The sequence below is a fragment of the Isoptericola luteus genome (assembly GCF_020297055.1).
GTDB lineage: Bacteria > Actinomycetota > Actinomycetes > Actinomycetales > Cellulomonadaceae > Isoptericola > Isoptericola luteus.
On record NZ_JAIXCQ010000005.1, the window covers coordinates 75,866 to 93,142 of the forward strand.

The 17,277-nt window shown below is 75.1% G+C and carries 15 protein-coding genes; 6 read left to right on the plus strand and 9 right to left on the minus strand.

Annotated features, from left to right (window positions below; translation table 11 throughout):
• Positions 1-23 precede the first annotated feature (23 nt).
• The 4 genes from LEP48_RS09035 to LEP48_RS09050 form a co-directional block, all read right to left on the minus strand.
• The gene (locus tag LEP48_RS09035; protein ID WP_225565264.1) at positions 24-1,247 is read right to left on the minus strand and encodes an acyl-CoA dehydrogenase family protein; all 1,224 of its coding nucleotides are present in this window, start codon (positions 1,245-1,247) and stop codon (positions 24-26) included.
• A gap of 1 nt (position 1,248) precedes the next feature.
• Complete coding sequence (locus LEP48_RS09040) at positions 1,249-2,340, minus strand: phosphotransferase family protein (RefSeq protein WP_225565265.1); 1,092 nt, start codon at positions 2,338-2,340, stop codon at positions 1,249-1,251.
• A gap of 128 nt (positions 2,341-2,468) precedes the next feature.
• Entirely contained in the window at positions 2,469-2,876 is a 408-nt protein-coding gene (locus LEP48_RS09045) for an acyl-CoA thioesterase (protein WP_225565266.1), read from the minus strand.
• Between the two features lie 48 nt (positions 2,877-2,924).
• Positions 2,925-3,566 (minus strand): QsdR family transcriptional regulator, encoded by a 642-nt coding sequence (locus tag LEP48_RS09050; RefSeq protein WP_225565267.1) that lies wholly within the window; start codon positions 3,564-3,566, stop codon positions 2,925-2,927.
• Positions 3,567-3,750: 184 nt separating this feature from the next.
• Here LEP48_RS09050 and LEP48_RS09055 point away from each other — a divergent pair, with 184 nt between their 5' ends.
• Together LEP48_RS09055 and LEP48_RS09060 are read left to right on the plus strand one after the other, a co-directional pair.
• Complete coding sequence (locus LEP48_RS09055; RefSeq protein ID WP_225565268.1) at positions 3,751-5,073, plus strand: acyl-CoA dehydrogenase family protein; 1,323 nt, start codon at positions 3,751-3,753, stop codon at positions 5,071-5,073.
• Between the two features lie 89 nt (positions 5,074-5,162).
• A complete protein-coding gene (locus LEP48_RS09060; protein ID WP_225565269.1) occupies positions 5,163-6,386 on the plus strand; it encodes an acetyl-CoA C-acetyltransferase in 1,224 nt (407 codons plus the stop codon).
• Between the two features lie 121 nt (positions 6,387-6,507).
• On the opposite strand, the gene LEP48_RS09065 is transcribed toward LEP48_RS09060, so the two are convergent.
• Both LEP48_RS09065 and fabG read right to left on the minus strand, forming a co-directional pair.
• Positions 6,508-7,023 carry a MaoC family dehydratase gene (locus tag LEP48_RS09065; protein ID WP_225565270.1) on the minus strand — a complete coding sequence of 172 codons (516 nt, stop codon included), beginning with the start codon at positions 7,021-7,023 and terminating at the stop codon, positions 6,508-6,510.
• On the minus strand, positions 7,020-7,784 hold the full coding sequence (gene fabG, locus LEP48_RS09070; RefSeq protein WP_225565271.1) for a 3-oxoacyl-ACP reductase FabG: 765 nt from the start codon (positions 7,782-7,784) through the stop codon (positions 7,020-7,022). The genes LEP48_RS09065 and fabG overlap by 4 nt, the downstream gene beginning before the upstream one ends.
• A 406-nt stretch (positions 7,785-8,190) precedes the next feature.
• Here fabG and LEP48_RS09075 point away from each other — a divergent pair, with 406 nt between their 5' ends.
• From LEP48_RS09075 to LEP48_RS09085, 3 genes are read left to right on the plus strand one after another with little or no spacing between them, the layout of a single operon-like run.
• Positions 8,191-9,045 carry a hypothetical protein gene (locus LEP48_RS09075; RefSeq protein WP_225565272.1) on the plus strand — a complete coding sequence of 285 codons (855 nt, stop codon included), beginning with the start codon at positions 8,191-8,193 and terminating at the stop codon, positions 9,043-9,045.
• Positions 9,045-10,688, plus strand: a complete 1,644-nt coding sequence (locus LEP48_RS09080; protein WP_225565273.1) for a DNA polymerase Y family protein — start codon at positions 9,045-9,047, stop codon at positions 10,686-10,688. Before LEP48_RS09075 ends, LEP48_RS09080 begins: the two co-directional genes overlap by 1 nt.
• Positions 10,681-14,166 carry an error-prone DNA polymerase gene (locus tag LEP48_RS09085; protein ID WP_225565274.1) on the plus strand — a complete coding sequence of 1,162 codons (3,486 nt, stop codon included), beginning with the start codon at positions 10,681-10,683 and terminating at the stop codon, positions 14,164-14,166. The genes LEP48_RS09080 and LEP48_RS09085 overlap by 8 nt, the downstream gene beginning before the upstream one ends.
• A gap of 26 nt (positions 14,167-14,192) precedes the next feature.
• On the opposite strand, the gene LEP48_RS09090 is transcribed toward LEP48_RS09085, so the two are convergent.
• The 3 genes from LEP48_RS09090 to LEP48_RS09100 form a co-directional block, all read right to left on the minus strand.
• A complete protein-coding gene (locus LEP48_RS09090; RefSeq protein ID WP_225565275.1) occupies positions 14,193-14,810 on the minus strand; it encodes a GNAT family N-acetyltransferase in 618 nt (205 codons plus the stop codon).
• A gap of 56 nt (positions 14,811-14,866) precedes the next feature.
• Positions 14,867-15,271: a hypothetical protein gene (locus LEP48_RS09095; protein ID WP_225565276.1), complete on the minus strand. Its 405-nt coding sequence runs from the start codon at positions 15,269-15,271 to the stop codon at positions 14,867-14,869.
• A gap of 62 nt (positions 15,272-15,333) precedes the next feature.
• Positions 15,334-16,149, minus strand: coding sequence for a serine protein kinase RIO (locus tag LEP48_RS09100; protein WP_225565406.1), 816 nt, complete (start codon positions 16,147-16,149; stop codon positions 15,334-15,336).
• 295 nt (positions 16,150-16,444) lie between these two features.
• Here LEP48_RS09100 and LEP48_RS09105 point away from each other — a divergent pair, with 295 nt between their 5' ends.
• Entirely contained in the window at positions 16,445-17,269 is an 825-nt protein-coding gene (locus tag LEP48_RS09105; RefSeq protein WP_225565277.1) for an MBL fold metallo-hydrolase, read from the plus strand.
• Positions 17,270-17,277: the final 8 nt, after the last annotated feature.

A 17,277-nucleotide genomic window follows, 5' to 3' on the forward strand; every position in this document is an offset into this window, starting at 1 on the left:
TGCCTGCTGGGGTGGCGCGGTCGTTACCGCGGTGCGCGGAGCTGGGCCTTGCCGAGGGAGCTCAGGTGGACCTCGTCGGGGCCGTCCGCGAGGCGCAGCGACCGCGCCCCGGCGAACATCTCCGCCAGCGGCTGGTCGCCCGAGACGCCGGCGGCGCCGAAGATCTGGATGACGCGGTCGAGGATCGTCTGGACGGCGCGGGGCACGGCGATCTTGATGGCCTGGATCTCGGTCATCGCCGCCCGGTTGCCCACGGTGTCCATGAGCCAGGCGGTCTTGAGCACGAGGAGCCGCAGCGACTCGAGCTCGACGCGCGCGTTCGCGACCCACTCGCGCACCACGCCCTGGTCCGCGAGGGGCCGGCCGAACGCGACCCGGGAGCGGGCGCGCTCGCCCGCGAGCGCCAGGGCGCGCTCCGCCGTGCCGATCGCCCGCATGCAGTGGTGGATCCGGCCTGGCCCGAGCCGTGCCTGCGCGAGGGCGAACCCCTCGCCGGCGCCGCCCAGCATCGACGACGCCGGGACGCGGACGTCGTCGAACACGATCTCGGCGTGCCCGCCGTGGTCGCGGTCGTCGTAGCCGAACACCGTCAGCGGGCGCACGATCGTCACGCCCGGGGTGTCGCGCGGCACCAGCACCATGGACTGCTGCCGGTGCCGGGGCGCATCCGGGTCGGTCTTGCCCATGACGATGAGCAGCTGCGCGTCGGGGCTCATGGCGCCCGTGGACCACCACTTGCGGCCGGAGATCACGAGGTCGTCGCCGTCGCGCCGGATCCGGGTACCGATCTGGGTGGCGTCCGACGACGCGACGTCGGGCTCGGTCATGGAGAACGCCGAGCGGATGCGGGCGTCCAGCAGGGGGGCCAGCCACCGCTCGCGCTGCTCGGGGGTGCCGAAGTGGGCGAGGAGCTCCATGTTCCCGGTGTCGGGGGCCGCGCAGTTGAAGGCGACCGGGGCCAGCCGGGTGCTCCAGCCCGTGAGCTCGGCCAGGGGGGCGTACTGGAGGTTCGTCAGGCCGGCGCCGTACGGCGCGGTCGGACCGCCGGCGGGCAGGAAGAGGTTCCACAGGCCCTGCGCGCGGGCGGCGGAGCGGAGCTCGTCGACGACGGGGCGGAACGTCCAGGCCTCCGGTGCGGCCGCGAGCTGGGCGTCGAGGACGGGTTCGGCGGGCAGGACCCGCTCGTGCAGGAACGTGCGCACCTGCTCCGTGAGCTCGGTGGTGCGGGCGTCGGGGGCGAAGTCCATGTCAGACCACCGTTCCGGTCGGGTGCGAAGGAGGGGTCACGGTGCCGGCCGCGCGGGCACGTGCGAGGCCGTCCGCGGCGAGCGGTGCGACGAGCTCGCCGATGCGGTCGAACCCGTCCCCGACCGTCTCGCCCGCGCGGTAGCGGAAGTGGATGCCCTCGAGGATCACGGCGAGCTTGTACGCGGCGAAGGCGCGGTACCAGCCGAGGTCGGGCAGCGCGGTCCCGGACCGCGCGGCGTACGTGTCCGCGAGCTCGTCGAACTCGGGGTAGCCGGCGCCGGGCACGACCGCGCTCGTGGTGGCGTGGCCCTCGGTGATGGCGTTGATGTCCCAGTACAGGCCCAGCATCCCGAGGTCGACCAGGGGGTCGCCGAGGGTGGCCATCTCCCAGTCGAGGACGGCGGCGACGTACGGGGCGTGGGCCGGGCCGGCGACGATCGCGTTGTCGAGGCGGAAGTCGCCGTGCACGATGCCGGTGCGGCCGCCGTCGCGCCCGGCGGGCAGCCGCGCGGCCAGGGCCTCCTGCAGCTCGTCGAGGACGGGCAGGTCCCGGGACCGGGAGGCGTCGTACTGCCGCCGCCACGTGGACAGCTGGCGGTCCAGGTAGCCGGCGGGCCGGCCGAAGTCGGCGAGGCCGACGGCGGCCGGGTCGACGGCGTGCAGGTCGGCGAGCGTCTCGGCGAGGGAGAGGCCGAGGGCGTGCAGTCCGTCGGCGGTGTACGCGGCGTTCTGCCGTGGTCGGGCGAGGACGGTGCCGTCGACGTGCTCCATGACGAAGAACACGGTGCCGGTCACGTCGCCGGCCGTGGAGTCGTCGACGACGTCGATGGTGCGCGGGACGGGGACCGGGCTGCCGGCGAGCGCCGAGATGACCCGGTGCTCGCGGGTCATGTCGTGGGCGCTGGACAGCACGTGGCCGAGCGGCGGCCGGCGCAGCACGAGGGGCGCCCGGGCGCCGTCGACGCGGTAGGTGAGGTTGCTCCGTCCCCCGGCGATCACCTGGGCGGACAGGTCGCCGTCCGCGAGGTCCGGGTGGGCGCCGGCCAGCCAGCGGGTCAGGCCGGCGAGGTCCAGGCCGGGCACTGCGGTCATCGTCGACCTGCTTTCGTCGTCACGTCGTCGGGATGTGGCGAGCATACCGCGCGGTCGGTATGTTAGCGACCGTGCTCGCCCCCGCGTTCCCGCCCGTGACTCCGCCCGCGACCCCGCCGAGGGGTCGCTCAGTCGGTGAGCTGCGTCGTGACGGCGGCCCTCAGCCGGTCCGGGACCGGCACCGGGCGCCGGGTCGCGTCGTCCACGAAGACGTGCGTGAACCGGCCGAGCGCGATCGGCTCCGCCGGGTGGTCGGCGCGCAGGATGTGCAGGTCCCACGTGAGGCTGGTGCGCCCAAGCTTTGTGACGCCGATCGCGACCTCCAGCTGCTCCGGGTAGGACGCCGGCGCACGGAAGTCGCACGACGAGGCCACGCACAGCCCGATGACGTCGCCGGCCGGGTCCAGGCCGCCGTGGCGGATCATCCAGGCGTTGACGGCCGTGTCCATCGCCTCGTAGTAGACGGTGTTGTTGACGTGGCCGTACTGGTCGTTGTCGTTCCAGCGCAGCGGGAACGGGTGACGGGCGCGGGGCATCGGGTCTCCTTCGACTCGGTGAGGTGGGCGGGCGAGGGCTCAGGCGGCTCAGGCCACGCGCAGCAGGTGGCGGAACGCCGTGCGGGCGGCCTCACCGCTGGGGTCCTCGCCGGCGATGAGGTCGGCGTAGGTGAAGGACTCCGAGACCCGGACGAGCAGGTAGGCAAGCGTCGGCGGGTCGATGGCGCCGTCGAACGGGGCGTCGCCGAGGTGTGTGCGCACCAGCCACTCGGCGGTCGCCGTGTAGCGGCGCTGGATCGGGCTGGCCTTCGTGGTCAGCAGCCGCAGGGCCCGGGCCGGCTCGCGGCGCAGGAAGTCACGGAAGTAGTCGGCGGCGATGAGGTCGGTGGCGAAGTGCGTGAGCAGCGCGGCGACGCGCTCCGCGCCGCCCAGGTGGGCGGTCGCGCGATCGGCCTGCCCCAGCGTGGGCACGGCGAGGGACCACAGCACCTCGGCCAGGAGGTCGTCGCGGTTGCCGACCCACCGGAACACCGACGTGCGGTCCACGCCCAGCGACGACGCGAGCCCGCCCATGTCGATACGGCCGCCGGCGACGAACGTCTCCCGCGCCAGGTCGTAGGCGCGGCGGGCGTCGGGGTGCGCCCCGTCGGCCAGCCGGGCGGACAGCCGCGTCGGCGCCGCGCGCAGCCCGACGGCGCCGATGTCGGTGCCGTGCGTAGTGCTGTCCAAGGCGCCGGCGGACGAAGAGCTGGGCGAGGTGGCGCTGAACGGCGATCCCGGCGGTGGCATGTCCGCAGCCTAGCGCCGAAGCACCCGAGGGGTGCAACATAATCAAAGATGATGCACACTGGCCCGCAGCCAGCGCACCGCCGCGCACCAGCGCTGCGGGATCGACGACGATCGGAGCACAGCGATGACCACGACACCCGTCACGACGACGGTGGCACAGGGCACCCGGCCGGCCGCCGGGACCACTACCGGGACCAGTACCGGGACCAGTACCGGGACCAGTACCGGGACCAGTACCGGGACCAGTACCGGGACCAGTACCGAGACCGGGACGGACCCCGTCCTGGACGCCGACTTCTATGGCTTCCAGAACCTGCTGACGGCCCAGGAGCAGGACAGGATCCTCGCCGTCCGCGAGTTCATGGAGCGCGAGGTGCGGCCCGTCGCGGACGACTACTGGGAGCGCTCGGACTGCCCGGTGCACCTGTTCAAGCCGTTCGCCGAGCTCGGCACGGTGGGCGCGGCCTGGTCGGAGACCGCCGGCTTCGATACCTCCGCGGTGTTCCGGGGCTGGGTCGGCATGGAGCTGGCCCGGGTCGACTCCTCGTTCTGCACGTTCATCGGCGTCTCCAGCGGCCTGGCGATGAGCTCGATCGGCCTGGGCGGCTCGGCCGAGCAGCGCGAGCAGTGGCTGCCCCCGATGGCGCGCGGCGACCTCATCGGGGCGTTCGGCCTCACGGAGCCGCTCTCCGGCTCCGACACCGCCAAGGGCCTGCGGACCACCGCGACCCGGCACGGCGACACCTGGGTGCTCGACGGCGCCAAGCGCTGGATCGGCAACGCCACCTTCGCCGACGTCGTCGTCATCTGGGCGAAAGACACCGCGGACCAGCAGATGAAGGGCTTCCTCGTCCGCAAGGGCACGCCTGGGTTCACCGCCACCAAGATCGAGCGCAAGCAGTCGCTGCGCATCGTGCAGAACGCGGACATCGTGCTCGACGGCGTCGAGGTCGCCGAGGCGGACCGGCTGCAGGGGATCGACAGCTTCCGCGACGTCGCGAAGGTGCTGCGGGTGACGCGCGACGGCGTGGCGTGGCAGTCGCTGGGCACCATGATCGGCGCCTACGAGGCGGCCGTGCGGTACACCAAGCAGCGCGAGCAGTTCGGGCGCCCGATCGCCAGCTACCAGCTCGTCCAGGACAGGCTCGCCACCTGCCTGGCCAACATCACGGCGAGCCTCGCGGTGTGCGTGCGCGTGTCACAGCTGCAGGACGAGGGCACGCAGACCGACGCGCAGGCGGCGCTGGCGAAGTCGTTCGTCACGACCCGGATGCGCGAGACCGTCGCGCTGTGCCGCGAGTCCCTCGGCGGCAACGGCATCCAGCTCGACCACGGTGTGGCCCGCTACTTCGCGGACGCCGAGGCCGTCTACACGTTCGAGGGCACGCGCGACATGAACAACCTCATCGTCGGCCGGGAGATCACCGGTCACGCGGCGTTCGTCTGAGCGGCACGCCGGCCCCGCCCACGGGGACGGTGACAGCACCGCGAGACAGCACCGCGACCACCCACGCTGCACGAACCGAAGGAGACATCATGACCGAGGCGTACATCGTCGCCACCGCGCGATCGCCGATCGGCCGCGCGTACAAGGGGTCGCTGGCCGGCGCGCGCGCCGACGACCTCGCCGCCCAGATGGTGCAGGCCGCCGTGGATGCGGTACCCGGGCTCGACCCGGCCCGCATCGACGACCTGATGCTGGGGTGCGGGCTGCCCGGAGGGCGCCAGGGCATGAACATGGCCCGCGTCGTGGCTGTGCTGGCGGGCTGGGACTCCGTGCCCGGTACCACCGTGACGCGCTACTGCTCGTCCAGCCTGCAGACCACGCGGATGGCGTTCCACGCCATCAAGGCGGGCGAGGGCGACGTGTTCGTCTCGGCCGGCGCGGAGTCGGTCAGCGGCATGGCGGTCGGCTCCAGCGACGACATCCCCGGGGCCGTCCTCACCAACCCGCGGTTCGCCGGCGCCACGGAGCGCACCGTGGAGCGGGCGGAGGGCGGGGCCCCGGTCTGGCACGACCCGCGGGCCGACGGCCTGCTGCCCGACCCGTACATCGCGATGGGCCAGACGGCGGAGAACGTCGCCGCCCTGCACGGCGTCACGCGGGCCGAGCAGGACGAGTTCGCCGCCCGCAGCCAGCAGCGTGCGGCCAAGGCGATCGCCGACGGGTTCTGGGCGCGCGACATCACACCCGTGCGGCTCGACGACGGCACGGTCGTGACGGCCGACGACGGCCCGCGCCCTGACACGACGGTCGAGAGGCTCGCGTCGCTCGAGCCAGTGTTCCGGCCCGACGGCACGGTGACGGCGGGCAATGCGTGCCCGCTCAACGACGGCGCGGCCGCCGTCGTCGTGGTCTCCGAGCGGGTCGTGGACGAGCTGGGCCTGACCCCGCTCGCGCGCATCGTGTCCACCGGGGTGACGGGCCTGTCGCCGGAGATCATGGGCCTCGGCCCCGTCGAGGCCAGCCGGCAGGCCCTCGCCCGCGCCGGGCTGACCATCGAGGACATGGGACTGGTGGAGATCAACGAGGCCTTCGCGGCCCAGGTGATCCCGTCGGCCCGCGAGCTGGGCGTCGACCCGGAGCGGCTCAACGTGCACGGCGGCGCCATCGCCGTCGGGCACCCGTTCGGCATGACCGGCGCGCGCATCACCTCGACGCTGATCAACGGGCTCGAGGTCACCGACCGGCGCTACGGGCTGGAGACCATGTGCGTCGGGGGAGGCCAGGGCATGGCCCTCGTCCTCGAGCGCCCCTGACGCCGAGATAGAGACCCCACCCCGCCGAGATAGAGAGCCGCCGGGGCCGAGATAGAGACCCCACCCCGCTCTCTATCTCGGCGGGGTGGGGTCTCTCTCTCGGCGAGGAGGGGTGGGCGTCTCAGGCGGCCGGGACGTACAGCGCGAGGGTCTGCGCGACGAGCGCCGGCTTGTCGGCGCCCTCGATCTCGACGGTGACGGTCGAGGCGAGGCGTACGCCCTGGGCGACGTCCTGCGCGCCGGTGATCTCGGTCGTGGCGCGCACACGCGACCCGGCGGGCACGGTGGTCAGGAAGCGCACCTTGTCCAGGCCGTAGTTCATCGCCATCGCGACGCCGCCCACCTCGACCAGCGACGACGCCAGGTGGGGGAGCAGGGACAGGGTGAGGAACCCGTGCGCGACGGTGGTCCCGAACGGGCCCGACGCCGCGCGCTCGGCGTCGACGTGGATCCACTGGTGGTCCTCGGTGGCGTCGGCGAAGGCGTCGATGCGCGCCTGGTCGACGGTGAACCACTCGCCGGTGGCACGCTGCCCGACAGCGTCCGCGAGCGCGGCGGGGGAGGCGACGCGGACCGGCGTCCCGGTGGTCGCGGGTCCCGTGATGGAGGGCTCGGTGGTCGTGGGCTCGGTGCTCATGCCTTCGGCCCGCCTGCCACGTACAGGACCTGCCCGGAGACGAACGAGGCCTCGTCGGAGGTGAAGAACGACACCGCGGCGGCGATGTCCTCGGGCTTGCCGGCCCGCCCGACGGGTACCTCCTTGGCGGCAGCCGCGAGGAAGTCGTCGAGCGAGACGCCGACGCGCTCGGCGGTCGCGGCGATCATGTCCGTGGCGATGACGCCGGGCGCGACGGCGTTGGCCGTGATCCCGAACTTGCCGAGCTCGATCGCGAGCGTCTTGGTGAAGCCCTGCATACCGGCCTTCGCGGCGGAGTAGTTCGCCTGGCCGCGGTTGCCGAGCGCGGACGTGCTCGACAGGTTGACGACGCGCCCCCAGCCGGCGGAGACCATGTGGGACTGCACCGCCCGGGTGACGAGGAACGCTCCGCGCAGGTGCACGCCGAGCACGGCGTCCCAGTCGGCCTCGGTCATCTTGAACAGCAGGTTGTCGCGCAGGATGCCGGCGTTGTTGACGAGGATCGTGGGGGCGCCGAGCTCGTCGGCCACGCGGGCCACGGCGTCGGCGACGGCGTCGGCGTCGGTGACGTCCACCCCGAGGCCGAGCGCCCGGCCGCCGTCCGCGGTGATGCTCGCCGCGGTCTCGGCGGCCTGCTCGGCGAGGAGGTCGAGCACGGCGACGGCGTGCCCGTCGGCGGCCAGGCGGCGGGCGGTCGCGGCGCCGATGCCGCGAGCCCCTCCGGTGACGATCGCGGTACGGGGTGCGGTGGTGCGGGTCATGCGGTGTCCTCTCGTCGGAGACGATGCTGGCGCAGCTGCGCCTCGGCCGCGACCCTTGCGGTGCGACCTCCTCGTCGACTGCGAACCGTCAGCATACCGACCACGCGGTATGTCAGCCAGCATCCAGTAGGACTGGACTGTGCCCGACGCCGCGCCGTGCGGCAAACCGCCCGCCTGGCTGGCCGGTGATGAAGGCCCGGCAGGCCGTGCACGGGCGGCCCGTGGGCTCGCCCGTGCGCCTGACCAGCGCGGTTGACAGCGGGGCGGAGCGGGCCAAGACTGGAGGCATTCGAACAGTTGTTCGATGATGTTCCAAGGCCCGCCGGTCGAGGCGCGGACGGCGCGAGCGACGCTCGCACCGCCGTGACCGTGCGGGCCGGCACCACCGCCGGGGGGAGGGAACCGCATGACCGCTGTGGTCCCTGACCTGGGAGAAGCTGGTCCGGCCGATCGGCACGCGCGGGCGTGGGCCGCCCTGCGTGCGGCCGAGCAGCGCACCGGGGCGCAGCCCGCCGCCACCCTGTCCGGCCCGCCGGCTCCCCGGGCCGCGTCAGCACGCGAGGCCGCGGCGGCGCCCGGAAGCCCGGCACCCCGCGAGCGTCGGGCCCCCCGAGGTGGCCATGGGGTCGACGGCCCCGGCCGGCCCGTCCACCCCGACCTCGCGGTGCTCCTGCCCGGCGGGATGCTGCGCGGCGGGTCGGTCCTCTCCGTGCAGGGCTCGGCCACGCTCCTCCTCGCGCTGCTGGCCGCGGCGTCGGCGGACGGCGCCTGGACCGCGTTCGTCGGGGCGCCGACGATCGGCATGCTCGCCGCGGCCGAGGCCGGGTTCGACCTGTCCCGGACCGCGCTCGTGCCGGCTCCGGGTCCGGACGCCCCGCTCGTCCTCGCCGCGCTGCTGGACGGCATGGACGTCGTGGTCGCCGGGCCGCGAGCCGCGCTGTCCGACGCCGACCGGCGCCGTCTGACCGCCCGGGCCCGCGAGCGCGCCACCGTCCTGGTGTCCCAGTCCCGCTGGCCGGGGGCGCACGTCACCCTGGACGCGCGCGGCGGGGCATGGTCCGGCGTCGAGCAGGGGGCGGGCTGGCTGCGCCGCCGCACCCTGAGCGTCCTGCGCACCGGGCGCGGTGCGGTGGCCCGCCCGGTGGAGATCGAGGTCGAGGTACCGGTCCGGGCGGAGGTCGTGGTCCCCTCCCAGAACGTCGGGCAGAGCAACGGGCGGGACGCCGTGCGCGACGGCGCCCCCCGGCTGCGGGTGGCCTGATGCGCACCGCGGTGCTCTGGGTCCCGGACTGGCCGGTGGTCGCGGCGCTCGCCGCCGCCGGCCTGGACGCCCACGTCCCGGCCGCGGTGCTGGGCGCCCGCTCGCGCGGGGGGACGGCGGCCGGGCACAGCGTCGTGGCAGTCTCTGCCGTCGCGCGCTCGGCGGGGGTGCGCCGGGGGATGCGGCGGCGCCAGGCGCAGGAACGCTGCCCCGAGCTCGTGCTCCTGGAGGTCGACGACGTCCGGGACGCCCGGGAGTTCGAACCGGTCGCCGCGGCCGCGGAGACGGTCGTGGCCGGGCTCGAGATCGCCCGTCCGGGCCTGGTCCTGCTGCCCGCCGACGGCGCGGCGCGCTACCACGGCTCGGAGCGCACGCTCGCCCGCGAGCTGGTGGCGGCCGTGGCCCGGGACACCGGGTACGAGTGCCAGGTGGGGGTGGCCGACGGTCTGCTCACGGCGGTCCTCGCGGCCCGGGAGGACGCCGTCGTGCGGGCCGGCGGGTCGCGGGACTACCTGGCGGGCCGACCGGTGGGGGACCTGGTGCACGCCGTCACGGACCCGGCGGGGACCGTCGCGGTGCGCGAGGCCGCGAGCCTGTGGTGGCGCCTCGGCCTGCAGACGCTGGGCGACCTGGCCGCGCTCCCCGCACCGGACGTGCGCGCGCGGTTCGGCGACCTCGGCCTCTGGGCGCACCGGCTGGCCGCCGGCGAAGACGTGCGCCCGCCGGCCCGCCGCCGCATCGAGCCCGAGCTCACGGTCGCCGAGGAGCTGGACCCGCCCGCGCTGCGGGTCGACGTCGCCACGTTCGCCGCGCGCCGGCTCGCCGAGCAGCTGCATGCGCTGCTGGCCGCCCGCGGTCTGGCCTGCGGTCGGCTGCGCATCACGGCCCGTACGGCCACCCAGGAGCTCGAGCGGGTGTGGCGCACCGACGCCGGGGCGGCCGGCGGGATGAACGCGGCCCGGATCACCGACCGTGTGCGGTGGCAGCTCGAGGGCTGGCTCACCGCCTCGGCGGCCGGGCGAGGCAGGCCCGGCCGTGGGCGGGACGGGGCGCTCGACCCGGTGCCCGACGTCGCGCCGATCCTGCACCTGGCGCTCGCTGCCGAGGAGGTGGCCCCCGCGGGGGTGCACCAGCCGCGGCTGTGGGGGCCGGACGCCGGGGAGGACGACCGGGCGCGGCGGGCGCTGGGCCGGGTGCAGGGGCTCCTCGGCGGGGACGCCGTGCTCACCGTCGCCCTGCAGGGCGGCCGGGTGGCGAGCGACCGGGTGCACCTGGTGCCGTTCGGGGAGGACGCCGGCCGTGCACGCGAGGCCGGGCTGCCGTGGCCCGGCGCGCTGCCCAGCCCGGCGCCGGCGACCCTGCTGGCCGCGCCGGTGCCGGCCCGGGTCCTCGACGTCGCCGGCCGGGACGTCGTCGTCGACGTCCGGCTGGCGATGAGCGGCGAGCCCGCCATGATCGCCACGCGGGAGCTCGAGCACACGCCGATCCGGGGCTGGGGCGGGCCGTGGCCGCTCGCCGAGCGGTGGTGGTCCCCGGACGGGGGCGTCCGGCGCGTCTACCTGCAGGCCGTGCTCGACGACGGCCGCGGGCTGCTGCTCGCGGCCGTCGGCGGGGTGTGGCAGGTGGAGGCGGTCTATGACTGACCCGGACCTCACGCCTGCCGCGGGCCGGTACGCCGAGCTGCACGCCCACTCGGCGTTCAGCTTCCTCGACGGCGCCTCGCACCCCGAGGAGCTCGCCGCCGAGGCCGCACGCCTGGGGCTGACGGCGCTCGCCGTCACCGACCACGACGGCTTGTACGGGGTGGTGCGCTTCGCCGAGGCCGCGCGGGTGGTGGGTCTGCCCACCGTGTTCGGGGCGGAGCTGCACCTGGCGGCGCCCGTGCCCGGCGGCGCACCCGTGCTCGACCCGCCCACCGGGGTGCCGGACCCGCGCTCGACCCATCTGCTCGTGCTGGCCAGGGGCGCACAGGGTTACCGCAACCTGTCCCGGGCGATCGCGACCGCGCACCTCGAGGCAGGGGTCAAGGGCAAGGCGCGCTACGACCTCGACGCCCTGGGCGCCGAGGCGGCCGGTGAGTGGCTCGTGCTCACCGGCTGCCGCAAGGGGGCCGTCCGCCGCGCCCTGGTCGCGCCTGGCGGCGGCCGCGGCGCGGCGCGGCGTGAGCTCGACCGGCTCACGGACGCCTTCGGCCGCGACAACGTCGCCGTCGAGGTCACGGCCACCGGCGACCCGCGCGACGCCGACCTGCACGCCGCGCTCGCGGAGCTGGCCGACGGCGCCAGGCTCCCGCTGGTGGCCACCACCAACGCCCACTACGCCCGCCCGCGCGACGCCGACCTGGGCGCCGCGCTCGCGGCCGTGCGCGCCCGCGCGTCGCTGGACGCCATGGACGGCTGGCTCCCGGGCGGCCCGACGGCGCACCTGCGCTCGGCGGCAGAGATGCTCGCCCTGCACCGGGCGCACCCGCAGTCGGTGGGCACCGCCGCCGCGCTGGCGGCGGAGTGCGCGTTCGACCTGCACCTCGTGGCACCCGACCTGCCCCCGTACCCCGTGCCGGAGGGCTACGACGAGGCCTCCTGGCTGCGCGAGCTGGTGCGGCGCGGGGCGACGGAACGCTACGGCCCGCGCGAGGCCGAACGCGTCCCGGGGGCATGGGCGCAGATCGACCACGAGCTGCGGGTCATCACCGACCTGCACTTCCCCGGCTACTTCCTCGTGGTCTACGACCTGGTCGAGTTCTGCCGCACGCAGGGCATCCTGTGCCAGGGGCGGGGGAGCGCCGCGAACTCCGCCGTCTGCTACGCCCTGGGCATCACCGCCGTCGACGCCGTGCGCCACGGGCTGCTCTTCGAGCGGTTCCTCGCGCCGGAGCGGGACGGGCCGCCGGACATCGACATCGACATCGAGTCGGTGCGCCGCGAGGAGGTCATCCAGCACGTCTACGCGACGTTCGGGCGCACGCACGCCGCCCAGGTCGCGAACGTCATCTCCTACCGGCCGCGGTCGGCCGTCCGCGACGCCGCCCGCGCGCTCGGGTACGACACCGGGCAGCAGGACGCCTGGAGCAAGTCGATCGAGCGCTGGGGGTCGCTGCGCGGCCCGGACCCGTCCAGCCCGGCGGCCGACGCCGCGGTCCAGGACGCCCGCGCGACGGCGGGCGCGCCGCCGTCCCGGACCGCCGTGCGGGACGCGGCGAAGGAACGGCTGTGGGGCGGGCGGTTCGCCGACCCGCTCGCGACGGACGAGGATCAGGTCGCGCGCGCCGACGACGCCCACGACGTCGTCCCCGGCCACCGGCCGCCGTCCGCCGAGGAGGAGGGGCGGATCCCCGCGCCCGTGCTCGACCTCGCCGACCGCATGCTGCGGCTGCCGCGGCACCTGGGGATCCACTCGGGCGGCATGGTCATGTGCGACCGGCCCGTCATCGAGGTGTGCCCGGTGGAGTGGGCCCGCATGGAGGGCCGCACGGTGCTGCAGTGGGACAAGGAGGACTGCGCCGACGCGGGGCTGGTGAAGTTCGACCTGCTCGGGCTCGGCATGCTCACCGCGATCCGGTACGCGTTCGAGTCGATCGCCGAGCACACGGGCGAGCACCTCACGCTGCACGGGCTGCCCGCCGAGGACCCCGCGGTCTACGACCTGCTGTGCGCGGCGGACACCGTCGGGGTGTTCCAGGTGGAGTCCCGGGCGCAGATGGCGACCCTGCCGCGCCTGCAGCCCCGCCGGTTCTACGACATCGTCATCGAGGTCGCGCTCATCCGGCCCGGCCCCATCCAGGGTGGGTCCGTCCACCCCTACATCGAACGGGCGCGCGGTCGGTCGGAGGTGACCTACCTGCACCCGCTGCTCGAGCCGTCCCTCAAGCGGACCCTCGGGGTGCCGCTGTTCCAGGAACAGCTCATGCAGATGGCGATCGACGTCGCCGGGTTCAGCCCGGCCGAGTCGGACCAGCTGCGCCGGGCCATGGGGTCGAAACGGTCGGTCGAGCGGATGGAGGCGCTGCGGGCCCGGCTCATGGCGGGGATGGCGGAGAACGACGTCCCGCCCGACGTCGCCGAGCAGGTCTACGACAAGCTCAAGGCGTTTGCCGACTTCGGGTTCCCCGAGTCGCACGCCTACTCGTTCGCGTTCCTCGTCTACGCGAGCTCGTGGCTCAAGGTGCACCACCCGGCGGCGTTCTACGCGGGCCTGCTGGCCGCGCAGCCCATGGGTTTCTACTCGCCGCAGTCGCTGGCCGCCGACGCCCGCCGCCACGGCGTGCGGGTGCTGGGGCCGGACGTCAACGCGTCACGGGCGCTCGCGAGCGTGGAGAGGGTCGAGGGGGCCGGGTCCGCCGTCCCCTCGCGCTCGAATGATTCGGTCGCTTCGCTCCCTCGGCTCTCGCGCGAGGGGGCGCCGGACCCGGACCCGGGGCTCGCGGTGCGGCTCGGGATCGGCGCGGTGCGGGGGATGGGTACGGAGCTCGCGGAGCAGCTCGTCGCCGAGCGGGAGGCGCACGGCCCGTTCCGCGACCTGCGGGACCTGGTGCGCCGAGTGGAGCTGTCCACGTCCCAGCTCGAGGCGCTCGCGACGGCCGGTGCCACCGGGTCCCTGGGGGCGGGACGCCGCGAGGCGCTGTGGGCCGCGGGGGCGCTGGGCCAGGAGGGCCCGGGCACGCTGCCGGGCGTGAGCGTCGGGGTGAGCGCTCCGTCGCTGCCCGGCATGACGCCGCTCGAGATCGACGTGGCGGACGCCTGGGCCACCGGGGTGACGCCGTCCTCCACCTCCCCGCTGGAGCACGTGCGCGACGGGCTCGCGCGGGCCGGGGTGCTCACCGTCGCCGGTGTGGTGGCCACCGAGCCGGGACGCCGGGTGGCGGTCGGCGGCGTCGTCACCCACCGCCAGCGTCCGGGGACGGCGGGCGGCGTGACCTTCCTGTCCCTGGAGGACGAGACCGGGCTGCTCAACGTCATCTGCACACCGGGCCTGTGGCGCCGGTTCGCCGTCGTGGCCCGGGGCGCCCCGGCGATGGTGGTGCGGGGCAGGGTCGAGAGCGCCGACGGCGCGGTCAACCTGCTCGCGGAGCACCTCGCGCCGTTGCGCCTGCCCGTGGCGACCCGGTCGCGGGACTTCCGCTGAGGGGGCCGGCGTGGTTCCGCGGGTGATCAGCTCTCCTCGAGCTCGAGCCGCATCACCCAGCGCGGCAACCGGCCGCTGGTCGCCGACGTCGGACCGACCCGCGTGAAGCCGGCCCCCTCGAACAGCCCGACGGTGCCCACGAACGCGGAGCCGACGGGCACGCGGCCGAACCCCGGGTCGACGGGGTACCCCTCGATCGTCCGCGCGCCATGCGAGCGGGCGTACTCGACGCCGCCGTGCAGCAGGGCACGGGCCACGCCCCGGCGGCGGTGGCCAGGCCGGACGGTGAAGCACATCACCACCCACGTCGTGGGCCACGACTCCGGGTCGCCGGCGGGCAGGACGCGCGAGCGCTGCAGCGTGCGGCTCTGCGACCGCGGGGACAGCCCGAGCCAGCCGACCACCTCGCCAGCAGGCCGGTCGACGGCCCTGCCGCCGGGGGCCGTCTCGTCCTCCGGGCCGAGGTAGGCCAGGAGCCCGGGCGCGGGCTCGCCGGCCGCCAGGCCGCGCAGGTGATCCTGCCGTTCCACCCCCGGGGGCGGTAGCCGCCAGTGCAGGCACCAGCAGGCCTCCTCGCGACCCCGCGGGTTGAGCAGGGTCACGACGTCGTCGAACCGGTCGGCGGTGGCGGGCAGGATCCGCATGTCTGCGACGCTACGGCGCGGGACCGACACGCCGGCCTCGCCCGCCGTCGGCCGGCTCAGTCCGGTAGGGGGACCAGGACGCACACCTCGAAGGTGTCCCGGCCGCGGCGCAGCAGGTAGCGGTAGCGCTCCGCCGTGGTCTCGGCCGCGTACTCGTCGCGGTACGACCAGCGCACGTCCACCCACAGCAGGCCCCAGCCGACCTCCTCGATCGAGACCACCTCGGGGACGGTCGCGACGGCGTCCCGCGCGCGATCCGCACCGGGCCGATCGCGGGAGAGGGCCAGGACCTCCTCGGGTGACGACACGAGGGTCGAGGAGTCCTGCCCCACGACCAGCGCCGGCAGGTTGAACCGCGAGGTGAGCTCCTCGTGGTCGCCCGCGCCCACCGCGAAGCCGTACTCGGCGAGGAACCGCTGGAGCGCGTCCAGGTCGTACCCGCCGGAGGGCTGCGTCGTCATCCCTCCACGGTAGGTCCGTTCGCGGAGGGTCGCCCGGCCCGCCGTCGCCGGCGAAGCGTGGTTCACCACGCCTGGGCGAACACGTCGGCGAACAGCTCGTCGGCGTCGGCCTCCAGCCCGCGTGCCACGAACCACGTGCAGACGTTCACGCAGTCGCGGTGCAGCAGCTCGGTGCCGAACGGGTTCGCGACGAGGTCGACGACCTGCGGAAGGTCGATGATCACCAGCCGCCCGCCGTCGTCGGCGCCGTCCACGAGGATGTTGTACGGCGACAGGTCGCCGTGCGCCCACCCCAGCCGGGCCAGCACGCCCATGGCGCGGGAGAGCTGGTCGAACCAGTCGGCGAGCAGGGCCGCGTCGGGGCGGGTGCGCGCGAGGCGCGGCGCGGCCTCGTACGCGCCGTCGTCGGTGACGTGGCCGACGAACTCCATGAGGAGCTCGGTGCCGTCGATCTGCACCGGGTAGGGCACGGGGGCGCCGGCGTCCCAGAGCGTCGTCAGGGCGGCGAACTCGGCGTCGGCCCACTGCGTGGCGGCGACCGTACGCCCCCACGAGGACTTGCGGTCCTCGATGGCCCGCTGGTCACGGGTCCGCCGCACGCGCCGGCCGTCGGTGTACTCGCCGTCGCGGTGGAACTGCCGGTGGTCGCGGCCGCGGTACCGCTTGGCGGCGAGCAGGCTGTGGCGGCCGGGGTCGCCGGGCACGGCACGCTCGACGAGGAAGACGTCCGCCTCCTTGCCGGTCTTGAGGATGCCGAGCTCGGTGTCCAGGGCGGCGTCGGCGACCACGACCCAGTCGGGACGTGGTTCGGGCCCGCGCTGGCCCTTGGTCACGGAGGTCCAGGTGGACCACCGCTGGTCCGGCCCGGGCTCGACCAGGGGCGACGCGCCCTGGAGGCCGGTGGCGACGAAGAGCTCAGGGGTGGGGAACGAGTCAGGGGTGTGCAGCTGCACGGGGGATCTCCTCAGGGAGGCGAGGAACCGCCAGCCGGGGCTCCTCAGACGAGGGTGGGTTCCGCCCGCCGGGAGGTCTGCTCCGGGAGGGCGCACGAGACGACGACGTCCATTGCTCTGCCCTCCTTCGCCCTGTCGGCACGCCCTGCGCGCGCCGTGCATCGGGATCGTGTCAGGGTGGCGCCGCCGACGTCCACGGTTTATTTCGTACGGTGCACAGATGGAGTTCGTGACGGTCGCCGCGGGCGTGCTGGTGCGCACGAGCCGGCGGGAGCACACGACCACGACGCTCGTCCTGGGACGGCGGGTGGGGCCGCGCCGCGCCGCGCTGCTGGTGGACCCCGCCTGGGAGGCGGACGAGCTCGAGTCTCTCGCCGCGGAGGTGGACGTCCGCGGCTCGCGCGTCGTCGCGGGCTTCTCGACGCACGCCCACGTCGACCACCTGTTGTGGCACCCGGCGCTGGGCGACGTCCCGCGCTGGGCGACGCCCACGGCGGCGGCGGTCGCTGCGGCCGATCACGACAGGTTGCGGGCCGAGCTGCGGGAGGACGCGCTCCGGCACGACGGCGTCGTCCCGCCGGCGATGGAGGCCGTGTTCGGGCGGGTGGCACCGATCGCCGGCCCGGACGCCGGGGTCCCCGACCCGGAGGGTCTGCTGCCGCCGACCGAGGTCGTGTCGCACGACGCGCACGCGCCGGGGCACGGAGCGCTCTGGCTCCCCGAGGTCCGGGTGCTGGTGGTGGGCGACATGCTCAGCGACAGGGAGCTGCCGCTGGTGTTCGACGAGATCACGGGGAGCACCGACGTCGTCGGGTACCTCGCCGGGCTGGAGCGGCTGACGCCGGTCGTGGCCCGGGCGGACGCGCTCGTACCCGGGCACGGCACGCCGTCGCGCAGCCCGCTGGAGCGGCTGGACGCGGACCGGCGCTACCTCGACGCGGTCCTGGCGGGGTCCCCGGTCGACGACCCTCGGCTGAGCGGGCCCGGCATGGCCGCCGAGCACGAGCGGCTGTGCCGCGTCGTGGCCGGCGAGGAGCCGGCCTGATCGCCTGG

Excerpts from the sequence above, each read along its gene's own strand:
- LEP48_RS09035 (WP_225565264.1), bottom strand. The coding sequence starts at position 1,247 with ATGGACTTCGCCCCCGACGCCCGCACCACCGAGCTCACGGAGCAGGTG.
- fabG (WP_225565271.1), bottom strand. The coding sequence starts at position 7,784 with ATGACCCGCACCACCGCACCCCGTACCGCGATCGTCACCGGAGGGGCT.
- LEP48_RS09060 (WP_225565269.1), top strand. The coding sequence starts at position 5,163 with ATGACCGAGGCGTACATCGTCGCCACCGCGCGATCGCCGATCGGCCGC.
- LEP48_RS09040 (WP_225565265.1), bottom strand. The coding sequence starts at position 2,340 with ATGACCGCAGTGCCCGGCCTGGACCTCGCCGGCCTGACCCGCTGGCTG.
- LEP48_RS09075 (WP_225565272.1), top strand. The coding sequence starts at position 8,191 with ATGACCGCTGTGGTCCCTGACCTGGGAGAAGCTGGTCCGGCCGATCGG.
- LEP48_RS09085 (WP_225565274.1), top strand. The coding sequence starts at position 10,681 with ATGACTGACCCGGACCTCACGCCTGCCGCGGGCCGGTACGCCGAGCTG.
- LEP48_RS09065 (WP_225565270.1), bottom strand. The coding sequence starts at position 7,023 with ATGAGCACCGAGCCCACGACCACCGAGCCCTCCATCACGGGACCCGCG.
- LEP48_RS09055 (WP_225565268.1), top strand. The coding sequence starts at position 3,751 with ATGACCACGACACCCGTCACGACGACGGTGGCACAGGGCACCCGGCCG.
- LEP48_RS09105 (WP_225565277.1), top strand. The coding sequence starts at position 16,445 with ATGGAGTTCGTGACGGTCGCCGCGGGCGTGCTGGTGCGCACGAGCCGG.
- LEP48_RS09095 (WP_225565276.1), bottom strand. The coding sequence starts at position 15,271 with ATGACGACGCAGCCCTCCGGCGGGTACGACCTGGACGCGCTCCAGCGG.
- LEP48_RS09080 (WP_225565273.1), top strand. The coding sequence starts at position 9,045 with ATGCGCACCGCGGTGCTCTGGGTCCCGGACTGGCCGGTGGTCGCGGCG.
- LEP48_RS09090 (WP_225565275.1), bottom strand. The coding sequence starts at position 14,810 with ATGCGGATCCTGCCCGCCACCGCCGACCGGTTCGACGACGTCGTGACC.
- LEP48_RS09045 (WP_225565266.1), bottom strand. The coding sequence starts at position 2,876 with ATGCCCCGCGCCCGTCACCCGTTCCCGCTGCGCTGGAACGACAACGAC.